Source organism: Pseudomonas protegens, assembly GCF_013407925.2.
Classification (GTDB): Bacteria; Pseudomonadota; Gammaproteobacteria; order Pseudomonadales; family Pseudomonadaceae; genus Aquipseudomonas; species Aquipseudomonas fluorescens_AP.
Genome location: NZ_CP060201.1, coordinates 298238 through 321968 on the forward strand (window position 1 = coordinate 298238; position 23731 = coordinate 321968).

The 23731-nt window shown below is 59.3% G+C and carries 28 protein-coding genes and 3 pseudogenes; 13 read left to right on the plus strand and 18 right to left on the minus strand.

The window, feature by feature from the left end; genetic code table 11:
• Positions 1-102: 102 nt before the first annotated feature.
• Positions 103-261 (plus strand): annotated as a pseudogene (locus GGI48_RS01300) (cupin domain-containing protein); the annotation flags it as partial.
• A gap of 171 nt (positions 262-432) precedes the next feature.
• Here the strand turns inward: GGI48_RS01300 and GGI48_RS01305 are convergent.
• Both GGI48_RS01305 and GGI48_RS01310 read right to left on the minus strand, forming a co-directional pair.
• Complete coding sequence (locus GGI48_RS01305; RefSeq protein ID WP_260620597.1) at positions 433-1191, minus strand: hypothetical protein; 759 nt, start codon at positions 1189-1191, stop codon at positions 433-435.
• A 192-nt stretch (positions 1192-1383) separates the two neighbouring features.
• Complete coding sequence (locus GGI48_RS01310; RefSeq protein ID WP_179596473.1) at positions 1384-1839, minus strand: SMI1/KNR4 family protein; 456 nt, start codon at positions 1837-1839, stop codon at positions 1384-1386.
• A gap of 212 nt (positions 1840-2051) precedes the next feature.
• Between GGI48_RS01310 and GGI48_RS01315 the strand changes: the two are divergent.
• Positions 2052-2462 (plus strand): annotated as a pseudogene (locus GGI48_RS01315) (cupin domain-containing protein); the annotation flags it as partial.
• Between the two features lie 91 nt (positions 2463-2553).
• Here GGI48_RS01315 and GGI48_RS01320 read toward each other — a convergent pair.
• The 4 genes and pseudogenes from GGI48_RS01320 to GGI48_RS01335 all read right to left on the minus strand — a co-directional run bounded on the left by GGI48_RS01320 (position 2554) and on the right by GGI48_RS01335 (position 7093).
• Entirely contained in the window at positions 2554-4095 is a 1542-nt protein-coding gene (locus GGI48_RS01320; protein ID WP_179596475.1) for an AAA family ATPase, read from the minus strand.
• 412 nt (positions 4096-4507) lie between these two features.
• A pseudogene (locus tag GGI48_RS01325) lies at positions 4508-4941 on the minus strand (tyrosine-type recombinase/integrase); the annotation flags it as partial.
• A gap of 63 nt (positions 4942-5004) precedes the next feature.
• Positions 5005-6549: an SIR2 family protein gene (locus GGI48_RS01330; RefSeq protein WP_179596477.1), complete on the minus strand. Its 1545-nt coding sequence runs from the start codon at positions 6547-6549 to the stop codon at positions 5005-5007.
• A 250-nt stretch (positions 6550-6799) separates the two neighbouring features.
• Positions 6800-7093, minus strand: a complete 294-nt coding sequence (locus GGI48_RS01335; protein WP_179596479.1) for a DUF3077 domain-containing protein — start codon at positions 7091-7093, stop codon at positions 6800-6802.
• A gap of 430 nt (positions 7094-7523) precedes the next feature.
• Between GGI48_RS01335 and GGI48_RS01340 the strand changes: the two genes are divergently transcribed.
• Positions 7524-8192, plus strand: a complete 669-nt coding sequence (locus GGI48_RS01340; protein ID WP_179601868.1) for a phytanoyl-CoA dioxygenase family protein — start codon at positions 7524-7526, stop codon at positions 8190-8192.
• Positions 8193-8238: 46 nt separating this feature from the next.
• Here the strand turns inward: GGI48_RS01340 and GGI48_RS01345 are convergent, their stop codons facing one another.
• From GGI48_RS01345 to GGI48_RS01355, 3 genes are all read right to left on the minus strand, one after another.
• Entirely contained in the window at positions 8239-8427 is a 189-nt protein-coding gene (locus GGI48_RS01345) for a DUF6360 family protein (RefSeq protein ID WP_260620598.1), read from the minus strand.
• A 2-nt stretch (positions 8428-8429) separates the two neighbouring features.
• The gene (locus GGI48_RS01350) at positions 8430-8693 is read right to left on the minus strand and encodes a hypothetical protein (RefSeq protein ID WP_179596483.1); all 264 of its coding nucleotides are present in this window, start codon (positions 8691-8693) and stop codon (positions 8430-8432) included.
• 320 nt (positions 8694-9013) lie between these two features.
• A complete protein-coding gene (locus GGI48_RS01355; protein WP_179596485.1) occupies positions 9014-9928 on the minus strand; it encodes an SGNH/GDSL hydrolase family protein in 915 nt (304 codons plus the stop codon).
• 235 nt (positions 9929-10163) lie between these two features.
• On the opposite strand from GGI48_RS01355, the gene GGI48_RS01360 reads away from it, so the two are divergent.
• Positions 10164-10592, plus strand: coding sequence for a hypothetical protein (locus GGI48_RS01360; RefSeq protein WP_179596487.1), 429 nt, complete (start codon positions 10164-10166; stop codon positions 10590-10592).
• A 207-nt stretch (positions 10593-10799) separates the two neighbouring features.
• On the opposite strand, the gene katG is transcribed toward GGI48_RS01360, so the two are convergent.
• A complete protein-coding gene (katG, locus tag GGI48_RS01365; RefSeq protein ID WP_179596489.1) occupies positions 10800-12980 on the minus strand; it encodes a catalase/peroxidase HPI in 2181 nt (726 codons plus the stop codon).
• Between the two features lie 249 nt (positions 12981-13229).
• Here katG and GGI48_RS01370 point away from each other — a divergent pair, with 249 nt between their 5' ends.
• On the plus strand, positions 13230-13571 hold the full coding sequence (locus GGI48_RS01370; protein ID WP_179596491.1) for a low molecular weight protein tyrosine phosphatase family protein: 342 nt from the start codon (positions 13230-13232) through the stop codon (positions 13569-13571).
• Between the two features lie 234 nt (positions 13572-13805).
• Here GGI48_RS01370 and GGI48_RS01375 read toward each other — a convergent pair whose 3' ends face one another.
• On the minus strand, positions 13806-14993 hold the full coding sequence (locus tag GGI48_RS01375; protein WP_179596493.1) for a PrpF domain-containing protein: 1188 nt from the start codon (positions 14991-14993) through the stop codon (positions 13806-13808).
• 231 nt (positions 14994-15224) lie between these two features.
• On the opposite strand from GGI48_RS01375, the gene GGI48_RS01380 reads away from it, so the two are divergent.
• The 5 genes from GGI48_RS01380 (at position 15225) to GGI48_RS01400 (ending at position 18038) form a co-directional block, all read left to right on the plus strand.
• Positions 15225-15854 (plus strand): alpha/beta fold hydrolase, encoded by a 630-nt coding sequence (locus GGI48_RS01380; RefSeq protein WP_179596495.1) that lies wholly within the window; start codon positions 15225-15227, stop codon positions 15852-15854.
• Between the two features lie 224 nt (positions 15855-16078).
• Positions 16079-16651 (plus strand): AidA/PixA family protein, encoded by a 573-nt coding sequence (locus tag GGI48_RS01385; RefSeq protein ID WP_179596497.1) that lies wholly within the window; start codon positions 16079-16081, stop codon positions 16649-16651.
• 194 nt (positions 16652-16845) lie between these two features.
• Positions 16846-17466 (plus strand): LysE family translocator, encoded by a 621-nt coding sequence (locus tag GGI48_RS01390; protein ID WP_179596499.1) that lies wholly within the window; start codon positions 16846-16848, stop codon positions 17464-17466.
• 108 nt (positions 17467-17574) lie between these two features.
• On the plus strand, positions 17575-17853 hold the full coding sequence (locus tag GGI48_RS01395; protein WP_047304071.1) for a type II toxin-antitoxin system ParD family antitoxin: 279 nt from the start codon (positions 17575-17577) through the stop codon (positions 17851-17853).
• Positions 17853-18038, plus strand: a complete 186-nt coding sequence (locus GGI48_RS01400) for a type II toxin-antitoxin system RelE/ParE family toxin (RefSeq protein WP_179596501.1) — start codon at positions 17853-17855, stop codon at positions 18036-18038. The genes GGI48_RS01395 and GGI48_RS01400 overlap by 1 nt, the downstream gene beginning before the upstream one ends.
• Here the strand turns inward: GGI48_RS01400 and GGI48_RS01405 are convergent.
• Complete coding sequence (locus tag GGI48_RS01405) at positions 18010-18726, minus strand: RNA polymerase sigma factor (protein WP_409565337.1); 717 nt, start codon at positions 18724-18726, stop codon at positions 18010-18012. The genes GGI48_RS01400 and GGI48_RS01405 overlap by 29 nt on opposite strands.
• A gap of 115 nt (positions 18727-18841) precedes the next feature.
• On the opposite strand from GGI48_RS01405, the gene GGI48_RS01410 reads away from it, so the two are divergent.
• Both GGI48_RS01410 and GGI48_RS01415 read left to right on the plus strand, forming a co-directional pair.
• On the plus strand, positions 18842-19243 hold the full coding sequence (locus GGI48_RS01410; RefSeq protein WP_103741986.1) for a hypothetical protein: 402 nt from the start codon (positions 18842-18844) through the stop codon (positions 19241-19243).
• An 85-nt stretch (positions 19244-19328) separates the two neighbouring features.
• A complete protein-coding gene (locus tag GGI48_RS01415; RefSeq protein WP_179596503.1) occupies positions 19329-19883 on the plus strand; it encodes a UPF0149 family protein in 555 nt (184 codons plus the stop codon).
• A gap of 86 nt (positions 19884-19969) precedes the next feature.
• Here the strand turns inward: GGI48_RS01415 and GGI48_RS01420 are convergent, their stop codons facing one another.
• The 4 genes from GGI48_RS01420 to GGI48_RS01435 all read right to left on the minus strand — a co-directional run bounded on the left by GGI48_RS01420 (position 19970) and on the right by GGI48_RS01435 (position 21976).
• Complete coding sequence (locus tag GGI48_RS01420) at positions 19970-20557, minus strand: hypothetical protein (RefSeq protein ID WP_016965769.1); 588 nt, start codon at positions 20555-20557, stop codon at positions 19970-19972.
• Positions 20558-20573: 16 nt separating this feature from the next.
• Positions 20574-21185 carry a hypothetical protein gene (locus GGI48_RS01425; RefSeq protein WP_047304037.1) on the minus strand — a complete coding sequence of 204 codons (612 nt, stop codon included), beginning with the start codon at positions 21183-21185 and terminating at the stop codon, positions 20574-20576.
• Positions 21186-21271: 86 nt separating this feature from the next.
• On the minus strand, positions 21272-21643 hold the full coding sequence (locus tag GGI48_RS01430; RefSeq protein ID WP_179596505.1) for a hypothetical protein: 372 nt from the start codon (positions 21641-21643) through the stop codon (positions 21272-21274).
• A gap of 39 nt (positions 21644-21682) precedes the next feature.
• Positions 21683-21976, minus strand: coding sequence for a hypothetical protein (locus tag GGI48_RS01435; RefSeq protein ID WP_016965765.1), 294 nt, complete (start codon positions 21974-21976; stop codon positions 21683-21685).
• An 89-nt stretch (positions 21977-22065) separates the two neighbouring features.
• Between GGI48_RS01435 and GGI48_RS01440 the strand changes: the two genes are divergently transcribed.
• Positions 22066-22494 (plus strand): N-acetyltransferase, encoded by a 429-nt coding sequence (locus GGI48_RS01440; RefSeq protein WP_179596507.1) that lies wholly within the window; start codon positions 22066-22068, stop codon positions 22492-22494.
• Positions 22495-22504: 10 nt separating this feature from the next.
• Here the strand turns inward: GGI48_RS01440 and GGI48_RS01445 are convergent, their stop codons facing one another.
• Positions 22505-22975, minus strand: a complete 471-nt coding sequence (locus GGI48_RS01445; RefSeq protein WP_179596509.1) for a surface-adhesin E family protein — start codon at positions 22973-22975, stop codon at positions 22505-22507.
• On the minus strand, positions 22972-23619 hold the full coding sequence (locus GGI48_RS01450; protein ID WP_179596511.1) for a hypothetical protein: 648 nt from the start codon (positions 23617-23619) through the stop codon (positions 22972-22974). The genes GGI48_RS01445 and GGI48_RS01450 overlap by 4 nt, the downstream gene beginning before the upstream one ends.
• Positions 23620-23731 lie beyond the last annotated feature (112 nt).

Below are 23731 nucleotides of genomic sequence, written 5' to 3' on the forward strand. Positions count from 1 at the left end.
CCGTAGGTGAAGTAGCGTAGAGGGCAGAGCACTAGTCCTCGCCCCGATGGAGTGCCAAGTCACGCAGGCTTTTTCAGCCCGGTGAGCCTCAAACGCAGAGTTATGCTGTCGGGGAGCTTTGAGCTATGGGTGCGGGAACGTTATTTTCAGCTGAGTCAGGGGGATAGCTTCAGTTTTTCCAGCCAGGAATCGCATAAGTATGGGAATCCTGGGGAGGAGGATGCGGTGGTGTTGTGGGTGATAACGCCGCCGACGTTTTGAGCGAGCGACTGAGCGGAAGCGCAATACACCGCTCTTTCGTTTACTGAAAACTAGCTGTCACGGACTGGGAAGTAGAACTGCTGCCGCAACCACTCGCTGAACTGGGCCTCGATCAGCGGAGTGTGTTGCTCGCCCATTTCATCCCACGTGCGATTAATCATGTGCTCCCAGTTACGGGTGAGCTCCATTAGTAGCGCTGCTGAGCTTTAGCCTTTCTATTGCCCTGGTGCATCCATGCTCGGCGGCTTTATTGAGACACCGCACCTGCTCTTGTTTAAGGTTTTGCGTCAACATTTGAGTCGCCATACTCATATAAAGGTTGGCGCGAAAACTTTTTTCGTCGAGTAACACGATTGGATTGCTGTCAGAGCGGCTATTTCTATCGCAACTCGGCATCATCGTTGGCTGGGGGTAGTACCTGCCATAGAGGGTTTCATCATTAGGCAACGCGTCGACAAGTGACCGATACCGAGGTGTTTTAACCTCATCGAAGCAGTAGAAAAGCATCTGCAAACCCGCTGGAGTAAATCCGTTACTGAAACTAGACTTTAGGAGAGTGCAGACTTTTTCGGCGACTTGATCGCGAGATTCAAAAGTCGACAACATCAACGCTAGACGGTACTGCGCTGCTGGGTTGCCTTCCTCAGCTGAACGCTTGAGCAAAGGCATTCCTTCTTTTATAAGCCGAAGCATTTCGTCTCTATATTGTTCTTTTTTTTGGTCGGGAACCTTTTCGTTGACTGCTAACTGCTTCCGAAACGTGAACATATCGTTTTGTGCTTCATCGATTTTTTCTAGGTAAGGCAGCGCTTTGAAGTACAGCTCTTCGCTTTCTGCGGACACTTTTAAATTATTTTCATTCGCGCTTGCGAATGTGGCTAAAAAAACAGAAACAACAGCCAAAAAACTCTTAAGAGAAGCTTTTTCCACTGGGAACGTCCTTTGTATCTTCGTTGTGATTACGATTGCGGCTGAATCGTCCATACATTGGTAGAGAACAGAATGAGTGCTTCCAACGGCCCTGCTGCCTTTCATCACAGCGACTATAAGCAGCCGAATACTGCATCATCTGAATGGGTCTCGGTGCGAACCAGAGGGTTAATATTTTCATTGATTATTCTTTTAGATTTCTTCCTTTAACATAGAAAGCAAATCTGAAAATGAGTCGGCCACATAAAATATCCCTTCTTGTACTTCCAACTCATGAAAATAGAAAACCACTTTTGGAAATAGAGGACTTTCAGAGTAATCAAAGCACAGATAATCACCGCCACCACCCACGACAATAGGCAGATAGTAATTTGGTAGCTGATGGTGATTTCGCAACGAAAATAGAGCTGTAACGATATTCTCGGCGCTGTGTAAAGGGTCAAGAGTCAAAAGCATGCCGAAGCCGATATCCCATGTTTTACCACCAACCTCAATGGACAGGCTTCGGTCTTTCGGCTGTCCACCATGAAAGCGTTTTACGCATTCAACGTAATCTTTCGGCAGCGTGAAACGGATAACTTTTTCGATGCCAGCAATCAAATCATCGGACAACGGCTCATGCGCATCTGAATAGACATCCCACTCCATCAGCGAACCTCCATTTAACTATTATCAGGCGACATTGCCAGTGCAGCATATTACCAATATTCTCATACTCACATTAAGCATATCTTTTGTTGCATAACATCCAAAGCGATGTTCAATCACTTCTGAATGTCCTTTATTGGCAGAAAGCAGCCTCAGCAACCAAAAAATTCCTCCTACCATCTAACTGGAACGCAACCTCCCCCCACACCGAACTATTTAACTTCGCCTGCAGCCTGGGCGTGAACATCCAATGGTTCTTCGCCAGCGAAACCCAGACCGCGCCCGAGGATCAGGGCTATGTGGTGCGCAAGAAACAGCGGCTGCAGGTGAATTATGAGAACGGGATTATCGATCAACTGCTGACCCCGCAACCGACCCGGCAGCTGGAGTTTTTGCACTCACGCTTTCCGCCGGGGACGTACAGCAAGGAGAGTTACAGCCATGAGGGGGAAGAAGCCGGGTATGTGCTGTCGGGGAGTTTTGAGCTGTGGGTGGGGGAACGGTATTTTCAGCTGAGTGAGGGGGATAGCTTTAGCTTCTCCAGCCAGGAACCGCATAAGTATGGGAATCCTGGGGAGGAGGATGCGGTGGTGTTGTGGGTGATAACGCCGCCGACGTTTTGAGGGGGATGTTGAGTGGGGTTAACCGAACGGCTGCTACCGGCCAGCAGCGGATTTACTGCCAATCGATTTTTCGAGCTTTGCGCTAAAAAGCTTAAGGCAACATGCGTGATATCTTATTTTTTAAGTCGTCAAACTCTTCAGGAAAATTTTTATAAACAATACCGCAGACCAGTATTAAACAACGTTCAGGATCTAGATTTACTTGCTCACCCACTTCGACAAATTCTTCATGCTTACCTGCCTGTAATGCGTATTCGACGATTTCGGTAGCGCGCTGAGGTTCAACGCCTAGCTCAACTCCTAGTTCGTGCGGGATTTCGCTACACTTTTGCAAAAGCCAGGCTTCTGGCCATGTGTCGCCAGGAAGATAACCTGTGCGCGCAAGCAACCAATTATTAATATCAACATCTTTCCTCTCTGCCATGTTTTTGGCGTGCTCGATATTCTTCGCCTGCAATTTTTTCTGATCAGCATCATATATAGCCAATATATTTGCACTCTCATCTCTCAAAAAATTTGCTGCTAACTGGCGAGCTACTGCAGCGGCGGAGCCTATCCGAGTGATATTTATTCGACTGCGTACGCCTCCATTTAAAATTGTTTCAATTATAACTTTTGCAACTGGATCCTCAACAAATATCTCAAGTTCTTTCTCACCAATAGCTCCCATTTTTGAGAACGCAAATTCCGCTGATATACCGGGAGTTATTTTTGTCTTAAGCCCGGCTCTTTCAATAAAAAACCTGGCATCATCAGGCAAACATTGAAATATTTGCTTTGAGTGCGTGGTGCATATAACTTGAGTCCCCGTACTCATACATACTTCTTTAAGACGCTCCATAAACAACCTTTGAGCTCTTGCATGTAGACCAAGCTCAATTTCATCAAGAACCAACAAAGCTCCCTCGCCAGAAGCATATATGGTAGAAAAAATATAAAAAAGCGCGTTTTCACCTGCGCCCATATTGAAGCCAGAGTAAACTACATCACCAACCTTAACAATCGGAAGACCGTATTTTCTGTACTCTAACTGTCGATAATCATCGTAACGTTTACCAAGGATATAACCAACAGCGTCTTTAACCTGCTGCTCCCAGCCGTGAACTCTCAAATCTTTAAAGGCTCGCGAATAAGATCTTGATTGACTACGTTCAGCGTGAGGGACAATTCGTTCAATACCCAAAAAAACTACCGTCCGTTTTACTCTGATGTCATAGTCGTTCCATTTCCCACCTGCCTTTTTCTTTCTTACTTGGGACGCGATCCCATCAGGCGCACTTTTCCAATTATTGTGAGCAAAGCTATACCAGATCTCTACTCCAGGAGGAGCAATTTCCTCCGAGTGCTGCACAAAAAAATCAGAAAAAGTGTAATAGCTCCTACTTCGCTTTGGAAGTTTAAAACCATCCAGCTTGTTATGATAAGCACAAGCGGCGAGCGCCAGCATAGTTGACTTCCCGGACCCATTAACTCCGGCAAACGCAGTTATCGGGTAGTCGAAATTCACCTTGAATGACGTCAGCCCGCGAATGCCGCCCGTTGAGATTTGAATACTCCGAAGTAAGGCTTTGGTATTATCCTTGCAGAACCAATTTCGTAATTTCTTATCTAAATTACTTTCCCTGTACTTCATTGGTTCTCCCCACAATTAATTAACACCGACTGAAGGACTGCATGGCCATTTGCTATTCCTAGCACAATTTTTGGAGACTATCGAGCCGGCTATGAAACTTTTCCATGACGTAAATGGGGAGGCTATGGTAACTCCCCTGTTCAAGACAGCCGACGGGCGGCGCCAGCCACTCCTTACCATCAACAGGTTGAACTAATAGGTGAACGGAGCCCCGGCGCTGAGTCAATTTAATGCTAGATACGCCTTAAATTTGTCTGTAGAAACGACAAAGGCTAGGATCTTCCCTTGCGATCGGCCACGCACAGTTCTTTGCAGAAAACTTGAGGACAAGCTTTAACCGGTTTGTCCCCTCGTCCCTCGACCATCCACCGCCCACTAATGGCAGGCTAGCGACGGCCGGCCTCGACCGTCGCTATACATATTCAAACCTCAGTCGTTCCGCCATCTCCAGGGCGTCATCAACTTTAATTCCCAGATATCGAACGGTGCTCTCCAGCTTCTTATGGCCAATAGCACTTGAACTGCTCGCAGATTCTGCCTCCTGCGATAGATCAGCAATGCCTTCGTACACCTCATTGTGTGAGTGCCATACATAGCTAGATCTAGGCCAACGGCCTCCACCCAGCCTTTGACAATCCGAGCATATTGACGTGTGGATAGATGGTCTGAGGTATGCAGTTGGCTCGAAAAAAGGCAGTCCTCGCTGCGGACTTGGGCCTGACATATCCAGGCCGCGATAGCAAACCGTGTTTGTTCGGTGATCTCAAACTGCACTGGCCGCTGCGTCTTCTGACGCATCACCAATACTCTTGGTGATTCGTGCTCGCCATGGGCGAGGTCACACACGCACGGCCAACTCAAAATACCTGAGCAGCAGAAGGCTGTTTTATAGATAGATGCAAGTCACCTTTACCAACCCCACTTGAGGCGATCATATAATGAAACTAATTTTTTAAAATATGAGGCATAGGGGTGGCTTTCAAATTTATCTTCGTTGGCGACCAAAAAATCTCTGAGTTGATCTAGGTTGATCTGATCCTCAGGCAGGAAGGGGATTAATGTTGCAGCACTTTCAGGCGGGCAGCCTTTGATTATTTCTTCCATGGTCTGCCCTTGGCGTTTAGTGAAGGCAGACTTGAAGGTTTTTAGACGTAAATTTTCACGATTATATTTGGCCCACTTGTTTAGCCTGAGCTCACTAGCTTTATAGCTCTCCTCATTAGTGATCCCTATTTCTCTCAGATACTTGTAAACAGGAACATAAGGAGTGTTCCGCCCAGCCCGCGGAATTGTTGAATGGAGAATCTGTGCAGGGTCATAGTTACGATCTTCGAATAGTGCATCATGGATCAAATCCCGCACTTCAGGTGCATCATAGCCAACCTTGGCGATTTCGCTTGGTTCGCCTGCGGCTAGCCCGACACCAACGATAAACTCAACATCTTCTTTGTTCTCAATTTCATCTATACCTACAACGCATAGCTTCTTTTCTGGCTCAAGAGAGCGAACCAATTCGTAGAGTTGCTCTTTGCAGTAGCGGAGAACTCGTGCGGGGATCTTTCTTCGAGTTGCTGAAAGTGCTTTATAAACTTCGGTAAAATCGTCTGTCTTGACAAGAATCAGAGGAATTTGAACTTTATCTATTGTGAGGTACGTATCCGATACACCAGGGCTCTCGCCGTTTTTAGGGCGTTGGACGAAAATTAAATTGCTACGTAGTTGCTCAATTTGGTCCTCGCCGATACAAAGAGAAATAGCACGTAACAAGCCTGTTATATTAGGGTCGGATAGTGAGTAGCCCAAGAAAATTACAGGATGCTCCACAAATACGGTGATCAGTTTAGCGGCAAGGTAAGCGTTGCGTTCATTAAAGGTGGTGTAATCGTCAGACGTAAGTACGAGTGATTGTGGCTCAGTGGCACACCCATGAATCTTATAGATTTCGCATATTTCCTGGGGATTGGAGAACAGCAATTCATTTTGCCCAATAAAAACCTTGTAGTCTGGAAAGAGCTCCTCTAAAAAAAGATCCCAATTCGTGGTTATGATACCGTCGACATTTAGGCTTGATAATAGTTCTACCTCCTCCCTGTAGCCGTCATTGAGTGCTGCGCTAGGGTCTAGCTTAGCTAGGTAGTTACAGATTTCAATTCGCAGTGCAGAACTACTGTCTTTTATCTTGTCTTTATTCAGGCTGACACTTTCTGAATAAGTTGGCGAACCCCACCAGTAATTATGAAAATCGTTTGCTAGAATTTTGGCAGCGACAGGCGTATTGCCATCGGCACTTCCTCGATAAAATTCATATGGTTTCCCCATTTCACAAAATCGGGATAGAAGGCCTTCCCAGCTTTCCAGTCCAATATACCGGCGAGAAAAACCTGAGCCGATGAAAAGAAATGCTCCAGCAGCTCGGTCTTTTAGAATTTGGGTAAGATGGTGCTCGATCGTCATGTGGGGTTAGCCTCGTATCCTTTAACGGATGTAGTCCATTTCTACCGAAAGCGTATCAATAGGAGAATTTAATCCGAAATGAGCTTCGCTGGATATGCCCTAGCGTGCTTCGATTACCGCAATGTGTAGCTGTAGCTAGCGGCTCGTGGCGAAGGGCAGCTTTGGATCGAAAACACCCTCTCAAGTAACAGAGACACCGCTTATCAAGCAGCGATAAGCGGTGTCTCTCTCAACTTCATGCGATGCTGCCCTAACTCAGAGCCCCTCCCTCAGCCCCTCTTCCCCCCAACCCCAAACACACATCATCAATCACCGCCTTACCCATCTCCGCCAAAAAGTGCGAGGCCCAAGCATAGCGTTCCCCCTGCTCTTCCATAGCGGCATCAAGTGCAAGTTTCTTGGCGTAGTACAGCAAAGTAGAGGCGTACTCCAACGCAAGCTCCAAAGGCACGTCAGCATTCACGCGAAACAGCTCTAGTTCAGGATCGGCACAACTGCCAAAGGTGACGAAACCCAGTGTCTTGACTGAAGCTGAAGTGCTCATCGGACACCTCCTACAACAGCCAGGAGACGGGTGTTACGAAGGGAAGATCCACACAGATTACGGGCGTACATGATTGAAACTCCCATATCGGTAATGAGAGCTGCCACCTTCGTTCTCAGGCGAGTGGGTGGCAGCTGTGCGCGGGCTGAGAAACCGGAGATACAGGAACCCGGCAGACCCGAAGGTCTCCCACGCACAGCCGCCATAACACGAACAGACGGGCACAAAAATGCGCCTGCATTCATGGGCGGGCGCTTGTGCGCCTGCATCTTACCGGGTTCTCAGGCCCGGTCGCTGATTTTGCAGCGACCGCAGCAGACTAGGCGCTCTGCTCAGGGTCCGGCAACCGCTAAACCGTAGCCGGTTATGTCGCTCGGATTAGCGAGCCGTTATGCTCTCCCCCACCCCGGATAAGGACATCTGCCCCCTCATGATCGACCGCGAACACCTCCATCAAAACGGTTACCTGTTGCTGCGTCAGGCGGTGCCCGCCGACTGGCTGGATGAGCTGCAGGCCACTTTCGAGGCAGGGGTGATTGCGCCCGAGCAATGGCCGGTGCCTCGGGGCCACGATTGGCGTCATGCGCTGGTGGATCTGGGTGCACGGGTGCAGGCGGTGTGTCGCTTGCCGGCGCTGTTGGCGGTGGCCGGGGAGTTGATCGGGGAAGGCTTTTTTCTGGCTCAGGTGGAGGGCCGCGAGCCGTTGGCGGGGGGCGGTCATCAGGTATTGCACCGGGATCTGTCGGAGCAGCGTCTCGGTGACCGGGTCACGGCGCTGGTCTATCTCGATGACTATGGGCCGGCCAATGGCGCGACGCGCATCGTGCCCGGCAGTCATCGCCCCGGGGAGCGGTTGGCACCCTTTGATTTCAGTGATGAATCCCGGGTGGTGCAACTGGCGGGCAATGCGGGGGACGTACTGCTGTTCGATGCCGATCTGGTGCATGGGGCCAGTCTGAACCCCAGTGGTGCGCGCCGTCGCAGCTTGCTGATCAGTTATTGCGCCCTGGGGCTGTATGAGCCCCATCTGCAGACGCTGGGCCTGCGTGCTATCCGCATGGACACCAGCGAGCGCTTCGAACCCGCGGATTTTGTCTGAGTGGGCTCGGGCGCGAGGGGTGCGTCAGCCAAAGCGTGGCGCTCATTCAGTCGGCCAGGCGGCTGGCCAGACGTTGCAGTGCCTGGGCCAGTTCCAGGGCCTGTTCTGCCGTCAGTTCCACCGGGTCGTTGTGCGGGCTGATGGCCTTGAGATGAATGGCACTGTCCTGCTCTATCCATAGGCGCACGGCGCCTTCGCTGCTCTCGAAATAATCCGTTGTGCGGTCAATCGGCATGTTCATTCACCTTGTGCGTGGGCGCTGGCCAGTTCCAGCAGGCGGGTGAAGTCGGCTATGGTGAAATACAGGTCATCGCGGGTGTCGCCGTCCCAGTCTTCGACGGCTTCCCTGTCTGCCTTGAGTGAGGCGATGCGGGTTTTGATCTCGGCGATTTCCGCCGCACCGCACTGGGTGGCGATGGCCTCCCAGCGTTCCTGGGGAATGTTTTGCTGGACCGACAGCCCGGCTCGGGCTTGGGCGATCAGTGCGGTGAGTTGGCTCATAGGGGTATTCATCCTGAAAATGCAGCCTTTGAATCGGGGCGCGGCTTGTGCGTTAGGCGCTTTGAGGCGGGTCACTTTATCGGGTTTAAGCCCAAACAACGACCTCAAGAGTGCAGCCAGCCCCATGTCCTCCACACCACTGGAGAACTCGTTGCCGGCGTCTCCCCCAGGGTGCCGACAAGGTCACATGTCGCTAAGCGTTCCGTGAATGCAGCGTGCGGTTCTCAACGACAAGGGCAAGGGTGTCCGAGCAACTGCCATGACAATCTTTGGCGTCCATAGCCGGGCAGTGCTGACCGGCTATGGGCGGATAGCGAACCTCAACGGCTCGCTTTCAGCGTTTCAAGCATCGCCTCGGCGGCCAGGCTGTGGACTTTGCGGGTCGGGTGCCATTCATCCCAGTAGTAATGGCTATCCGGATCCGCACACACGGGTTTGACGTCCGGGTAGGTGGCTTGGCACGGGGTATCCAGGTCCTTCAGGCCCGCCACCTCGGGGGCCGCGCGAAGCGTGTTGCTGAAGGCCAGATGGTCGAAGTAGCCAATACTCACGTGATGGGCGTTAGCCAGTGTTGTCAGCACGGCGGGCAGTTTTTGTTCGAGTATCTGCTGGTAGTGCGTTGCGTTCTTGACTTGATTGCCCTGCACCACAGCCGGTACATGGCTCAAATCCGTGGTCCCCACCACCATCAGGTGCTTCGCCCCTGCGGCGATCAGCGTCTCGGTGCTCTTCTGTATGTTCGCCACGCTGTTCTGGCCAAGCACGTCGATCGTTTCTGGGTGCGCGAAGTCGGCCCATTCAAAAAAGTCGTTGGCTGAGATGAAAATGAAATACAGCGCATCCGGATCCGCCTTGTGTGTTTTAGCGGCTTTCAGGTGATCGGCGATTTGCCCGAAAACCCCAGTGTCGCGAGAGGGCTGCATCCAGGCGTAGTAGTTGCCGTTGCCGCTTTTGGCGCCGCCAATGGCGTAGTCGGTCAAGGGGATTTTCAAGGCCTGCGCCAAGTGCTCGACCGCGGTGGGACCATTGCTCCAGCGTCCCTGCCAATACAACGAACCGGGCAGCTCCTGTGCATCTTTGACCTTCTGCGCGGCCATGGTTCGGGTGAAGGTTTCACCCGCGCCATTGTCAGAGTAGCTGTCACCGAACGCATAGAGATGATCGTAGCCAGGGCCGCCAAAGGCGGTTGCGGCAGTCATGGTCAATAGAGCGGCCAAGCACGCGCGTCGAATCATTGAAAGTCTCCCGGGTGGTGGTCCTAGACTACCGGTGGCGACGTTTTGCCTTGCCACGCTTGCGACCTGTATTTAGCCGAGGGCGCAAAGAGTGTGCTGTTCGCGACAGGTCGGTGGCGGGTGAGTCCAGCGTGTGCGCCGGTTTTTTTTATCCCGCCTGTTGCCTTGGGTGCTTGGCAGCGCCGCACGGGTCGGCTTCAATAACCGCCCTTTTTCATATTCAGGAGCTAGAAGGATGCAGCTTTATTACCGTTGGGCGGCCGCGTGGGTCATGGCGTGGGTACTGGGAGTCGGGCTGGCCCAGGCCGAGGAACGGCCACAGGTGGCGGACAAGATCCTGGCCTACACCGGGCCGCACGGGGTGAAGGTCTGGACCTTGCGCATCGGTGAGCGCAGCGCCAATCAGGCGTTGGTGCAGGTGGAAGACGCCGACCATGACTGGAACATGCGCATTCAGAAAATGAACGTGGAGCAAACCGACCGCGACACCCGTTACTTCACTCAGGTGGACGGGCAGAAGTTCGTGGTGCTGCTGCTTCAGGAAGGCTATGGCGAGCTGCATCTGCCGGGTGAGGCCAAGCCGCTGAAGGTGGGTTATGACAGCAACCTGTCCAGCTATGGCGATGCCCAGGCGTTTCTCAATGACTACCTCAAGGCCCAGTAAGGGGTTGGGCGGGCGCTGAGGGTACAGCGCCCGCTGATTCAAGGGCGGTCGCGGCCAGATGGCGGCGACCGCGTTGCTGGGAATGCTTCACTTGGGAGGTGGCGTTTTTGGGGCTGCTTCGCAGCCCAGCGGGAGCAAGCTCCCTCGCCACAACATCCGCTTGAGTCCCTTGTGAGGCGTTGCGGTTTTATCCGCTGTGCAAACCTCTCAGTGCAGATCGAACCGGTCCAGGTTCATGACTTTGTCCCAGGCGGCGACAAAGTCCTTCACGAACTTCTCCCCCGCATCCGCCGCTGCATACACCTCGGCCAGGGCCCGCAGTTGCGAGTTGGAACCCAGCAGCAGGTCGACCCGAGTACCGCTCCATTTGTATTGCCCAGTGGCGCGGTCGCTGCCCTCGTACAGGTCGCGGGCCTCGGACTGGGGTTTCCATTGGGTGCCCATGTCCAGCAGGTTGACGAAGAAGTCGTTGCTCAGGGTGCCCGGGCGCGCGGTGAATACGCCGTGGGGCGATTGCCCGACGTTGGCCCCCAGCACCCGCAGGCCGCCCAGGAGCACGGTCAGTTGCGGGGCGGTGAGGGTCAGCAGTTGTGCTCTGTCCACCAGCAGGGCTTCGGCGGTGACGCCGGAAACCGGCTTGAGGTAGTTGCGGAAGCCATCGGCCACCGGTTCCAGCACGGCGAAGGATTCGACGTCGGTCTGTTCCTGGCTGGCGTCCATGCGCCCTGGGGCGAAGGGCACGCTGATGCTGTAGCCGGCATTTTTCGCCGCCAGCTCCACCGCCGCGCAACCGCCAAGGACGATCAAGTCCGCCAGGGATACACGCTTGCCAGTGCTTTGCGCGCTGTTGAAGGCGCTCTGCACGGATTCCAGGCCTTGCAGCACCTGGGCCAGTTGCTGCGGTTGGTTGACCTCCCAATCTTTTTGCGGGGCCAGGCGAATCCGTGCGCCGTTGGCACCGCCGCGCTTGTCCGAGCCGCGGAAGGTCGAGGCCGAGGCCCAGGCGGTGGACACCAGTTGCGCCACGGACAGGCCGGAGTTGAGGATCTGGCCCTTGAGCTGCTGGATGTCCTGGGCGTCGATCAGCGGGTGGTTCACCGCCGGAATCGGGTCTTGCCAGATCAGTTCCTCGGCCGGCACTTCCGGGCCCAGGTAGCGGGCGCGCGGGCCCATGTCGCGGTGGGTGAGTTTGAACCAGGCCCGGGAGAAGGCTTCGGCCAGTTGCTCGGGGTGCTGGTGGAAGCGCCGGGAGATCGCCTCGTAGGCCGGGTCGAAGCGCAGCGACAGGTCGGTGGTGAGCATCGACGGGGCGCGGCGTTTATTCGGGTCGTGGGCGTCCGGCACGCTGCCGGCCCCGGCGCCGCCCTTGGGTTGCCATTGGTGGGCGCCGGCGGGACTGGTGGTCAGTTCCCATTCATAACCGAACAGGTGGTCGAAGAAGTCGTTGCTCCAGCGGGTCGGGGTGGTGGTCCAGATCACTTCCAGGCCGCTGGTGATGGCGTCGCCACCAACGCCCGTGCCGAAGCTGCTTTTCCAGCCCAGGCCCTGTTCTTCCAGGCCGGCGGCTTCCGGCTCCGGGCCGACGTGGCTGGCCGGGCCGGCGCCGTGGGTCTTGCCGAAGGTGTGGCCGCCGGCGATCAGGGCCACGGTCTCTTCGTCGTCCATGGCCATGCGGGCGAAGGTTTCGCGGATGTCGCGGGCCGCCGCCAGCGGGTCGGGGTTGCCGTTGGGGCCTTCCGGGTTGACGTAGATCAGGCCCATCTGCACCGCCCCCAGGGGGTTCTCCAGTTCGCGGTCGCCGCTGTAGCGCTGGTCGCCGAGCCAGGTGGTTTCGCTGCCCCAGTAGACGTTGTCTTCCGGCTCCCAGACATCTTGGCGGCCACCGGCAAAGCCGAAGGTTTTAAAGCCCATGGATTCCAGGGCGACGTTGCCGGTGAGGATGATCAGGTCGGCCCAGGAAATCTTGCGCCCGTACTTCTGCTTGATCGGCCAGATCAGCCGCCGCGCCTTGTCCAGGCTGACGTTGTCCGGCCAGCTGTTGAGCGGGGCGAAGCGCTGCTGCCCGCCCCCGGCGCCGCCACGGCCATCGGCGATGCGGTAGGTGCCGGCGCTGTGCCAGGCCATGCGGATGAACAGCGGGCCGTAATGGCCAAAATCCGCCGGCCACCAGGGTTGGGAGTCGGTCATCAAGGCCAGCAGGTCGCGCTTCACCGCGGCCAGGTCCAGGGTCTTGAATTCGGCGGCGTAGTCGAAGTCCTCGGCCATGGGGTCGGACAGGTGCGAGTGTTGGTGGAGGATCTTCAGGTTCAGTTGGCCGGGCCACCAGTCACGGTTGCTGGTGCCTTGGCCGGCGGTGTGTTTGAACGGGCACTTGGATTCATCAGACATGGATCACTCCTTCGATCATCCCTGCCCGGCCGCTCGACTGGGGCCCTGGGCGAGATGTGCGTTTGAAAAGCGTAGTGAAGGGCAAGCGAAGGTAAAAATAGCTTCGCTTGATGACCCTGGCAGGAAAAATCCATGACCGTTGCAGGTTTTTACCCAGGGAGCGCTAGCCGGACCCTGGGCGGACAATAGGCTCGACATTGCTTGAAAAGCCGCCGAGACTCTGCGGCTTTTGCCAAGGAGTTCGGCGCCATGCTCAATGTCTTGTTTGTCTGCAGCCAGAACAAGCTGCGCAGCCCCACCGCCGAGCAGGTGTTTGCCGACTGGCCGGGGATCGAAACCGCTTCGGCGGGGCTCAATCACGATGCCGAAGTGCCCCTGGGCCCGGAGCTGGTGCAATGGGCCGGGCTGATTGTGGTGATGGAAACCCGCCACCGAGAGAAACTGCGCAAGCGCTTCAAGGCGCAGTTGAACAGCCAGCAGATTGTCTGCCTGAACATTGCCGATGATTACGACTTCATGGACCCGGAGCTGATCCAGTTGTTGCGGCAGAAGGTGCCGCCGTTTCTTCCCGATGGCGGCGAGGATCGCTGATATGCCTTTGGCATTCAGGGCCCCGCCTGAGCTGCGGGTGAAGCTGCGCAAGACCCCATCGGTTTGCGAGATCGCTGGCGAGCCTGCGGCTCGTTCGCAGCCTTCGGCAGCGGCTACACGAAGCGAATGCAGGCGCTAGCGGCACGGGCACTTCTGTAGCCGCTGCCGCAGGCTGCGCAAGGCACCGAAGGGGCCTCGGCGGTTGGGAGAGCGCCGGCGAGCCCGCGGCAGTGGCTACAAGGCACCAAGGGCGGCGGTCAGTTCGGGCGAGGCGTTGTACAGCGGTGTGCTGCCCTGCAACAGGATCTGCGCGCTGCGCCGGTAGGCGGCGCCATCGATCAGCAGTTCCCCGGCCACTTGCCGGGCATTGATCAGGGTCTCCAGCACCCCGGCGGGGTTTTCAATCGCCAGCGGGTATTCACCCTTCGCTTCACCTATCAGCGGCGCACGCGCCAGCATGGCGTGGGCCACGGTGCCTTCGGCCAGGCAGGCCGCCGCCAGGCAGCAACCGCCGGACACCGCCAGGGACGGGTGGGCGTTCTGCGGGGTGAAGTAGCGGGTGGCGATATCCCCGCCGTGGCGCGCCGAGCTGACGATGCAGATCTTCGGAATGGTTTCGCTGCGCCGCAGGTCGTCGGCGCTCATCAGGCGGCCGTCGCGCTTGCGCAGGCCCATGAGCAGGCCGCCTTGCACCATCAGCTCCAGCAGGCGGCTTTTGAAATGCGGGTCGGCGTCCAGTTCGGCCGGGCTTTCCTCGCCGGTCTTGCCCAGGTCCGCCGCGCGCAGGATGACCATGGGCACCGCCACGTCGATGCAGGTGGCGGCAATCCCATCCAGCAGGTCGGTCCGCTGCCAGGTGGGAAACAGCGCGCCGGTCTTGGCGCCCACCGGTTTGTCGAGAAACAGGTCGACCCCGGGAAACACCCCGTTGACCCCGGGAATTCGCGTGTCGCTGAGCAGCCGGCCGTCACGCAGGCTCAGGCGCGCATACATCGTGGTCTGGGTGTTGCTGTTGAAGATCTCGATCTGTCCGCCGCCCTCCCCGGGCTGCAGCCAGCCGCGTTGCAGGGCGTACAACGGCAGGGCCGCGGACATGTTGCCGCAGTTGACGCTCCAGTCGATGGCGCTCTTGCCCGCCGCCAGCTGCGCCAGGGTGCTGATCATCCGCGTCTCGTCGGGGCGGCGCTCGACGATGAACACCTTGTTGCTGGTGGGCCCGCCGCGCCCCAGGCCGGTGATCTGGGTGTTGCCCGGCCACTCGCCCTGCAAAGGCACGCCCATCAGGTGGCGCAGCAGTTCTTCCACCAGGGCTTCGTCCCGGGGCAGCGCTTCGCGAGCCAGGATCAGCCCGGTGGAGGTGCCGCCACGGGCGTGGCACACCGGGAACTCAGGGATAGCAGCAGGCTTTTGCAGATCGGGCATGGCGGGCGCCTCCACGGTGGGCGAAAGGGCTGCTCCTTGTCGGCCGGGCAACGGGCAGCAGCGCAGCATGATAAACCCTGGCAACCGGTCCCGGGGCGGCGGCCTGCTGCCCCGCTGTCGCCTGCTGCGCCCCTTGCTCGCAAGAGCCCAGCACCGTACTTTCTAGCACCGCCGCGCGCCCCCTGCCCGCAGGTGGGTACAATTCACCGCCCATGGACCCGGAGCGCTGCCATGCCCCAAGCCCCCCAACAACTGCTGTTTCTGCCCGGCGCCTCGGGCAACCGTCAATTCTGGCAACCCCTGGCTAGGCAGTTGCGCCATCCGGCGCGTCAGGCGCACCTGGGCTGGCCGGGGTTCGGCGACACCCCGGCCCGGGCTTACGTCCAGGGCATGGACGATCTGGTGGAGCTGGTGCTGCAACGCATCGACCAGCCCAGCGCGCTGGTGGCCCAGTCCATGGGCGGCATCATCGCGGTGCGCGCGGCCCTGGCGCGACCGGCGCTGATCACCCATCTGGTGTTGAGCGTCACCTCCGGCGGCGTCGACATGGGCGCGCTCGGCGCCAGCGACTGGCGCGGCGACTATGCCGCGGCCTACCCGCAGCTGCCACGCTGGTTCGTCGACGACCACAGCGACCTTGGCCCGCGCCTGGGGGAACTGCGCATGCCGGTTCTGCTGCTGTGGGGCGACTGCGACCCCATCAGCCCGGTGGCGGTGGGTCAGCGTCTGGCCGCCCTGCTGCCCAACGCCTGCCTGCGCATCGTGCCCGGGGCCGGGCATGACCTGGGCCTGAGCCACGCGGCCCTAGTCGCGCCGTGGCTCGATCGGCACTTGAACGGCGAGTCGATCCCAGGCGCCTAGCCGCGTCCACAACCGCTCGTCTTGCGGCGTATTTTTTTGCCAGGGGGCATTTGACTAAGCGTATCGAGGATCTAGATTCCACTCGCGACTGCAGGCAAATGCACCGCGCCCGACGCCCGTTCATCCAGGCCCCGAGCGTCAATGCCCAGTAGCCGCGCCATGGAAATCCAACGCAGGCCTGCCTGGGCATTGCGGGCCTCTAACGCGACAGCAGGGAGCTGGACATGAACGACAACATAGTGGACATCCTCATCACCATCGATGTGGACACCATCCTCGAAAGTGCCGAACAGGGACTCTTCAAACTCAGCCAGGACGCTTCCAACCCTTCCCAGCTTTACAACATCTACGACGGCAACAACCGACTCTCGGACCTGGTGGTCTACATGGTGGTGCGGCGCAGCAATGCCGATGGCGCCGACGGCGGATCCGAGCTGGCGGTCAACCTGCGTCAGGGCGACCAGTTGCGCTGGCGCGCCACCAGCCTGTCCAAGGGCCTGTACTACTCGGTGATCCTGTACCAGTACACCCAGACCCACCCGCCACTGAGCGAGGACCCCAACCCCTACCTGACCAACGTGGTGCCGACGGTGCTGCCGAGCACGCCACTGCCCATCATCAACCGGGACAACCCCGCCGGTCAGCCGATCCCGCAGAACGTCAAGACCTTCTACTGGCAGGCCGACGCCACCCGCGTCTGCACCCGGGTCACCTACACCTGGTCCTTCATGATTGTCGACCGTGACAACAAGGTGCTGGGCTACTGCTCCTGGGACCCGTACTTCTCGATCCGCTAAGTTCAGGCCTCAGTTCCGGCCTTAGTCCAGGCCAAGGCGCCCTCTCCCTGCCCGGGCAGGGAGAGGATGCGCGGCCCCTCTTGCCCTGCCCCCGGCACTGCCACTATTTTTGTCCCTCCCGTCCCGCAGCGTTCCGGTCAATCCCGCGACTGCCGATGCAGCGGGCACCACCCCCATGCCCGATCGGAGAGCTTATGGACCTTGCCACCCTGAGCCTGTTCATCCCCGCCTGCTTTGCCCTGAACATGGCCCCCGGCCCGAACAACCTGCTGTCGGTGAGCAACGCCACCCGCTACGGCTATCGCCGCTCCTGCCTGGCGGGTGCCGGCCGGCTGCTGGCGTTCGCCGCCATGATCGCCCTGGCCGCCGCCGGCCTGGCGGTGGTCCTGCAGACCTCGGAGCTGTTGTTCCAGGCGATCAAGATCCTCGGCGCGGGGTATCTGCTGTACCTGGCCTGGCAACTGTGGCGTGCCAACCCCGGCACTGAAGCCAGCGAGGACAGGGCCCGCGCCGGCCTCTGGGCCCTGGCCCGCCAGGAGTTCCTGGTGGCGGCGGGCAACCCCAAGGCGATCCTGATCTTCACCGCCTTCCTGCCGCAATTCGTCGATCCGGCGCAGCCGATGGGCCCGCAGTTCCTGATGCTGGGCGCGCTGTTCCTGGGCCTGGAGTGGATCGCCATCTGCGCCTACGCCTACATGGGCCTGCACATGCGCCGCTGGTTCGCCGAACCGCGCGGCAAGCGCCTGTTCAATCGCGGTTGCGCGCTGCTGTTGTCGGGGGCGGCCTCGGTGCTGCTGATGGCACGTCGCAGCTAGAGGCGTACAACCTTCAGTCGGACGGGTACAGCCCATGCATGAGGGGTTCTAGGCATTTTGCTCGGCGCGAGGGTAGGATTAAATCCTATTCAGCTGGAGAAGCTCCTCATGCGAAGCACCCAACAATTGAGCATCACGCTGCCAAACCTGATGGCCGACGCGGTAAAGGCCAAAGTCGCTAGCGGTGAATATGCCAGCGAAAGCGAAGTCATACGCGATGGCCTGCGGGCGCTGATGGCCCGTGATCGAGCCTTGGAAAGTTGGCTCTCCGGCCAGGTGGCAACAGCCTACGACGCCTTGAAAGCGGACGCTTCACGCACACTCAGTGCCGATCAGGTCCGTGCTCGGCTCTCAGCAGAGCATCAGAACGCCTGCAATAAACCTTAATGACGCACACCGTCGAATTTGCACCAGAAGCTTTGGAGCAGCTAACCACGCTCTATCGCTACATAGCCACGGCAGCCTCGCCAGGCATTGCCCAGCGCTATACCGACGCCATCGTGAGCCATTGCCAAGCGTTACAGACCTTTCCGCACCAGCCCCTCAAAACAGCCGGGACGTCGGCGCCTTGATGGCGGTCGAGCCCCGCCGCCGATGCCCTACCGCGACAGGATCGAAGGCGCCCGCCTGATGGCGCTCCAGGGCAGCAAATACCTGCAAGCGGGCGCGATGCAACAGCACGCGAACATGACTGCGCGAAATGCCCAACCGCCCGCCGATGGCCTCAAGCGCGTGGCCCTGGCGCTCACGGGACAACAAGACCCGGCGTTGCAACAGCGGCAGGCTGCTCAGCGTCTGCTCCAGGCAGCCACGCAGTTGCTCGGCGCACAGCAAGGCTTCCGGGCTGTCTTCGTGCCACTCCAGCGGCGGCGGCGCCCAGTCACCCTCCTCGGCAAAGCGCTGGTCGCCCGCCTGGGCCGGCCGCACGAAGCGCCCCGCCTCGCGACGGTTCTGCACGTAGCAGCCCTTGGCCGCGTTGGCGGTGATGGTCAGCATCCAGGTCTTGAGGCTGGAGCGGCACTGGAAACCGCCAAGGTTGCGCACTATCGCCAGCCAGGCGTCCTGCACCACGTCATCGACGTGGCGCTGCCCGACAATCGCCAGGGCCACCGAGCGCATGGCGCCCTGATGCTGCCTGACCAGTTCGCGAAAGGCCCGCTGCTCGCCGGCCAGCAGGCGCGGCAATAACTGCAAGTCGTCGCTGACGGCGGTCAGCGGCAGGTGCTGCAAAGATTCCATGTCGAGGATCTCCATGCTCATCAGCTCGCCCCTTTACCGCCGAGGCAACAATCCTACGAACAAGCCTAGGAAACGGATGCGCACTCGTGCACATTTTTCTCTGCGCGCCGCGTCCGGCTCGCTATGATGGTTGCCCATGAACCCCAGCCCCGCCCTTCGCCAACCCTGTCCGCCCGGCGCCTGCATCTGCGAGCGCGAGCAGTTGCTGGACACCCCGGGAGCCGACCTGCGCATCCTCCTGCTCACGCGCCAGGAGGAAAAACGCCTGCTCCAACGCCTGGAAAACCTCAAGGACCTGGCCGACCTGGAACACATGCAGCGCCAGATGCTGGAGAAACTCGGCATCCGGGTGCAGATCACCCCCAGCGACAATGAAGTGCGCAGCATGCGCGGCATCGCCATCACCCTGGGCGAGTTGCCCGGGCTGTGCCGCAAGACCCGGCAATCGATTCCGGCCGCCATTCGCCGGGCCATGGAGAACCGCCCGGAAATCGCCTACCGCCTGCTCGATGCCCAGGACTTGCTGCGCGATACCTGACGGCAAGTTTCAGCTACAAGCAGCAGGCTTGCGGCTTGTGGCTCAAAGCTGGAAACTTGCCGCTGCTTTTTCCAGGACTCCCCTCATGCAAAACACCCCACTGAACGCCGCCGACTTCGAGCTGATCGAAGACACCCTGCTCCAGTACGGAGACGACCACTCGGTGCTCAACCCCTGCGAGCTGGACGGTTACTTCACCGCGCTGGTGTCAGGCCCTGCTCAAGTCGATATCGCCGAATGGTTCCCGGGCATCTGGGGCGGCGAAAACCCGGCCTGGGAAACCCCGGAGCAATGCCGGCAGTTCATCGACCTGTGCGTGCGCCACATCAACACCCTGGCCGCGCAATTGGCCCAGGCCCCGCAAGCGTTCAAGGCGCGCTTCGAACAGACCGAGCACCAGGGCCAGGACCTGCTGCTGGCCGAAGAGTGGTGCTTCGGCTACCTGCGTGGGGTGGCCGTGGGCAACTGGCCGGAGATGCCGGCGCCGCAGGTCCGGGCGCTGCAGTTGATCATCGACTGCGCCGAACAGGACAACTTCGAACTGCCGGCCGACCTGGACCTGGAGCAGCATCGCCAGCAAGTGGCGGCCATCGAACCGGCCGCCCGCGCGCTGCATGCCTACTGGGCGGCGCAGCGCTGAAATAAACCGCATCCGAAAAAAAAACGCCGCGGGCTCCGATCAGGGCCCGCGGCGTTTTTGTCTGCGTCCTGCCGGCGGCGCGAGGCTTACAGCAGTTTGCGCTGCACCGCTTCATCCAGGGTGCTGCGGGCCAGTTGCTGGACCACGTCGCGGGTATCCGCCTGGAAAGGAACGGCAACGATCAGCAGCAGTTGCATCCAAGTGCGCACCGATTCGCTCTTGCGAATCCGTCCCAGCTCCTTGCCGTCCTTGTCCTTGAACACCGTCTCCAGGGTGAAGGTGTTCTTGGCCGTGGACGGAATCACGAAAAAGGTGACGCCGGTGATGATGGCCGAGGCCATGCTGAACTGTTCGTTGTTGTACAGGGTGGCTTCGGCGTACAGGTCCGACTCGACCTTGTCGGTGCTGACCCGGGCAAAGCGCCCGGACTGGCGGTAGGTGTCGGCCACCACGGTTTCCCAGGCGGCCGCCGGCGCGCCGGCGGCGGCATTGGCCGGGCCGCCGTTGACCTGGTACATGGCGGTGGTGCGAACAAACGCGCTGGGCTTTTGCTCGGCGGTCTGTGCCGCCGGCGGCCAGGTGCCGACAGCGCTCAGTTCGTGTTGCGAGTAGGACACGCAGCCGCTGAGCAGCACTGCGCCGAGCACCAGGAGGTGCTTGATGGAAGCCAACATGTGTCTCTCCTTGATCTCAGTGTTGCGCCAAGCGGGCGCTGGCGTTGTCCAGCAGCTTGGCAACCAGTTCGTTCAGCTGCTTGGCGCCCTGGGTCGGGGCCCAGTACTCACGACCGTACAGGCCGACGTTGCGCTCGAACTTGAGCTGCTCCTTGGCACTGGCCAGTTCCTGGCCGTTGCGGTCGACGATCGACAGCTCGCCGGCCAGGTCGAAGCTATCGACGTAGATCGGACCGTTGACCCAGATCCACACGGTCAGGGTCAGCAAGGCCCCGGGCAGGTAGCCCGGATGCGGCGCGCGGTGGCCCTTGAGCGAGGTCATGTTGAATTTCAGCACCACGTCGTCCTCGCCCAGGCGGGTGGGGAATTCGCTGAGCTGGCGGAAGTAGCCGGCACTCTTGACGTAGGGGGTCAGCTGGGCAGTGAGCGAACGGCTGATGGCGGTGCGGGTGGCTTCGTCGATACCGGGAGCGCTGACCTGTACATCGGCGATTTGCGCGGTGCGCGGGCTGCTGATGGGCGCGGGATGCAACGGCGCGCCCAGCGGGCCGGTAACGTTGTAGGAGACACAGCCGGTCAGCGCCAGGGTGGCGACAAGGGCGGCGGCCCCGAGGAGGGTTTTGAACACGAAATATCCTTATTGAAAGACGAACAGCACCTACGTCTCGACCCCAGCGCCCAGAACTTTAGGAAAACCTCGCATCCAGCCGGGCGCTAGAGATCCGCTCCGTGGCCGCATTGATAATCCGCTTCATAGGCCTGGAGCATGTTGAACAAGTGCTCCTGGGGCATCGTGCAGTCCTGCAACGGTTCGGGCGCCACCCCGTTCCACTCCTCATCGGGGTCGCTTTCGACAATCAGCAACGGCACCTGGGCGTTGTTGCAGAAAGCGAGGATGTCGCGCAGTTCCTGCTCGCGCTCTACATGGTCGTTGTGAAACAGCTTGGCGCTGTAGAAAAAGCCCTCGGCGCCACGGCGCAGATAACCCTGGGCAACGCTCAGGGACAGGCCCAGGCGCTGATGGAGAAATTTGACCAGCGCCAGGCTGGTGCTGGGGGTCGCCGTGGCGAGGCTGATGCGGGACATGGCAGGTTCCTTGAAAAACGACAGGTAATGATCGCGCGGTTACTCGGGGCGCCACAGTTCGAGCCCTTGCACATGACGCTCGATGTCGTCCATGTCGTCCTCCCCCAGAGTGCGGTCGAAGGGTTCGCTGAGAATCCTGCGCACCTGGGCCAGGCGCTGGGTGACCTGCTGGTTATCGATGAAATCGGTGGTGGCGCGCTGATAGTCGGCCACGGGTTTATCCCTGTAGTAGGCGCCCATCTTGTGCAGCGAGATCAACACGAACTCCAGCTCTGCCAGGGCTTGCAGGGCCTGTTCGCCGGAGAGGGTGATGGTGCGGTTGCGTTCCTGCATCGAATACTTCCTTGGCTCTCAACCATTGGACAGAGCGTCGCCAGCTGGGTAGCGTGCGGCGCACATTTCAAACAGACAGGCCCCCAACCATGCTGATCAGGGACTTTCAAAACAGCGATCTGCAAGCCTTGCTGGCGCTCTGGCTGGACGTTTCGATCCAGGCCCACCACTTTATCGACCCCGACTTCTGGCGCTCCAAGGTCGAGGACATGCGCAACCTCTACATTCCCCATGCCCAGACCCGGGTGGCCGAACGCGACGGCCAGCTCCTGGGCTTCTACTGCCTGCATGAGGATCAGCTGGCGGCGATTTTCGTCGCAGTCCAGCACCAGGGCCTGGGCTTGGGCAAACAGCTGCTGGCCGATGCCCGCCAGCGCCGCTCGCGCCTGGAGCTGGCGGTGTATGCCGCCAACCTGCCGAGCATCGGTTTTTACCGCCAGCAGGGGTTCCAGGTGATCGGCAACGGCACCGACCCCCATACCGGAGAAGCCGAACTGATCATGGCCTGGCCGGGCTGAAGCACCTGGCTCACGGCGCCTTGGCCGGGGCCAGCTTGAGCCGCGTCGGGTCGATGGCGCAGGCCATGTTGCGCAACTCGCCGAGCAACGACTGGCGGGGAAACGCGGCCCATTGCGCCTGATCGTCCTTGCGCGTGACTTCCACGCCCTGGGCGAACGGCTCGGAGAAGTACACCCGGCCGAACTGCGCCGACTCATCCTTCTCGCAGTTGATCACCCGGGTCGCCCGCGAGCTGCGGATCGGCGGCTTGCCACCGCCCAGCTCGGTGGGCTTGGCGTAGTTGTTGACCAGATAGAACTGCCGCAGGTGCGGGTTGTTCTGGTAGAGGGCCAGTGAGTTGGCGGCAAAGTAGGTGGCCAGCTCCGGGCTTTCCAGCACCTTGAACAGGCCCTCCGGACGCTGCGGCGCCGGGGCCTGGCTGCCCGAATGCGCGCAACCGGCGAGCACCAGCGCCGCGCTCAGGCTCAACAGCTTGTTCATCGGCCCGCTCCCTGGGCCAGGTCCGGCCGCTCCTGGTCGAACAATGCCTGATCGATAGTGCCCTGCAGCGAGCAGAGCAGACGGGTCTTGCCGTCTTCTTCGCTGAGCATGAGGATCTTTTCCGCGGAACCCGGCGCCGGGGCGATGCCCGACGCAGCGGCCGGATTGTCCTGCCAGGGTGCCGCGGCGTTGAGTTTGATCTGCGGCCGGGAAATGAAGTATTCACCGGCCTCCTGCCAGCCGGCCTGGGGCAGCGCGGCCATCACTGCGGCGCGGCTGGCGTCGACTTCGAAGCCCCAGAAATGGAAGCTGCCCTGCTCGCCCAGGTCGAACTGGCGGTCGTAATAGCCGGTCAAGCGCAGGCCGTGATCGGTCAGCGGGCGGGAAAACGCCTGGGATGCGGAGTAGTTGTTCAGGCGGTCGGCCACCGGTACCCAGGCGATGCCCTGGCGCTGATTCTCGGCCAGCTTCACCACCTGCCCGAGTTCGCCGCGCTGCTGATACAGGGCCTTGAAAAAGCCCGGCTGGCAGTCCAGCAGGCTCTCGCTGAGGCTGGCCGCCTGGGCAGTGCCGGCCCACAGGCCAAAGAACACGGCCAGCAGCGGTGAGGTGGAAAGGCGGGGCAAGGTGCGCGTCCATTGCATGGTCTGGAACATCCTGAGCAGGCGAAAAAACCGCGACTCTACCTGCGCCGGCACTGCCGAGACAAATCCGCCTCAAGGCGCCAGGCCTGCATGGCAGTGCGGCGCCGCAGCC

Excerpts from the sequence above, each read along its gene's own strand:
- GGI48_RS01310 (WP_179596473.1), bottom strand. The coding sequence starts at position 1,839 with ATGGAGTGGGATGTCTATTCAGATGCGCATGAGCCGTTGTCCGATGAT.
- GGI48_RS01320 (WP_179596475.1), bottom strand. The coding sequence starts at position 4,095 with ATGAAGTACAGGGAAAGTAATTTAGATAAGAAATTACGAAATTGGTTC.
- GGI48_RS01330 (WP_179596477.1), bottom strand. The coding sequence starts at position 6,549 with ATGACGATCGAGCACCATCTTACCCAAATTCTAAAAGACCGAGCTGCT.
- GGI48_RS01335 (WP_179596479.1), bottom strand. The coding sequence starts at position 7,093 with ATGAGCACTTCAGCTTCAGTCAAGACACTGGGTTTCGTCACCTTTGGC.
- GGI48_RS01340 (WP_179601868.1), top strand. The coding sequence starts at position 7,524 with ATGATCGACCGCGAACACCTCCATCAAAACGGTTACCTGTTGCTGCGT.
- GGI48_RS01345 (WP_260620598.1), bottom strand. The coding sequence starts at position 8,427 with ATGCCGATTGACCGCACAACGGATTATTTCGAGAGCAGCGAAGGCGCC.
- GGI48_RS01350 (WP_179596483.1), bottom strand. The coding sequence starts at position 8,693 with ATGAGCCAACTCACCGCACTGATCGCCCAAGCCCGAGCCGGGCTGTCG.
- GGI48_RS01355 (WP_179596485.1), bottom strand. The coding sequence starts at position 9,928 with ATGATTCGACGCGCGTGCTTGGCCGCTCTATTGACCATGACTGCCGCA.
- GGI48_RS01360 (WP_179596487.1), top strand. The coding sequence starts at position 10,164 with ATGCAGCTTTATTACCGTTGGGCGGCCGCGTGGGTCATGGCGTGGGTA.
- katG (WP_179596489.1), bottom strand. The coding sequence starts at position 12,980 with ATGTCTGATGAATCCAAGTGCCCGTTCAAACACACCGCCGGCCAAGGC.
- GGI48_RS01370 (WP_179596491.1), top strand. The coding sequence starts at position 13,230 with ATGCTCAATGTCTTGTTTGTCTGCAGCCAGAACAAGCTGCGCAGCCCC.
- GGI48_RS01375 (WP_179596493.1), bottom strand. The coding sequence starts at position 14,993 with ATGCCCGATCTGCAAAAGCCTGCTGCTATCCCTGAGTTCCCGGTGTGC.
- GGI48_RS01380 (WP_179596495.1), top strand. The coding sequence starts at position 15,225 with ATGCCCCAAGCCCCCCAACAACTGCTGTTTCTGCCCGGCGCCTCGGGC.
- GGI48_RS01385 (WP_179596497.1), top strand. The coding sequence starts at position 16,079 with ATGAACGACAACATAGTGGACATCCTCATCACCATCGATGTGGACACC.
- GGI48_RS01390 (WP_179596499.1), top strand. The coding sequence starts at position 16,846 with ATGGACCTTGCCACCCTGAGCCTGTTCATCCCCGCCTGCTTTGCCCTG.
- GGI48_RS01395 (WP_047304071.1), top strand. The coding sequence starts at position 17,575 with ATGCGAAGCACCCAACAATTGAGCATCACGCTGCCAAACCTGATGGCC.
- GGI48_RS01400 (WP_179596501.1), top strand. The coding sequence starts at position 17,853 with ATGACGCACACCGTCGAATTTGCACCAGAAGCTTTGGAGCAGCTAACC.
- GGI48_RS01405 (WP_409565337.1), bottom strand. The coding sequence starts at position 18,726 with ATGAGCATGGAGATCCTCGACATGGAATCTTTGCAGCACCTGCCGCTG.
- GGI48_RS01410 (WP_103741986.1), top strand. The coding sequence starts at position 18,842 with ATGAACCCCAGCCCCGCCCTTCGCCAACCCTGTCCGCCCGGCGCCTGC.
- GGI48_RS01415 (WP_179596503.1), top strand. The coding sequence starts at position 19,329 with ATGCAAAACACCCCACTGAACGCCGCCGACTTCGAGCTGATCGAAGAC.
- GGI48_RS01420 (WP_016965769.1), bottom strand. The coding sequence starts at position 20,557 with ATGTTGGCTTCCATCAAGCACCTCCTGGTGCTCGGCGCAGTGCTGCTC.
- GGI48_RS01430 (WP_179596505.1), bottom strand. The coding sequence starts at position 21,643 with ATGTCCCGCATCAGCCTCGCCACGGCGACCCCCAGCACCAGCCTGGCG.
- GGI48_RS01435 (WP_016965765.1), bottom strand. The coding sequence starts at position 21,976 with ATGCAGGAACGCAACCGCACCATCACCCTCTCCGGCGAACAGGCCCTG.
- GGI48_RS01440 (WP_179596507.1), top strand. The coding sequence starts at position 22,066 with ATGCTGATCAGGGACTTTCAAAACAGCGATCTGCAAGCCTTGCTGGCG.
- GGI48_RS01445 (WP_179596509.1), bottom strand. The coding sequence starts at position 22,975 with ATGAACAAGCTGTTGAGCCTGAGCGCGGCGCTGGTGCTCGCCGGTTGC.
- GGI48_RS01450 (WP_179596511.1), bottom strand. The coding sequence starts at position 23,619 with ATGCAATGGACGCGCACCTTGCCCCGCCTTTCCACCTCACCGCTGCTG.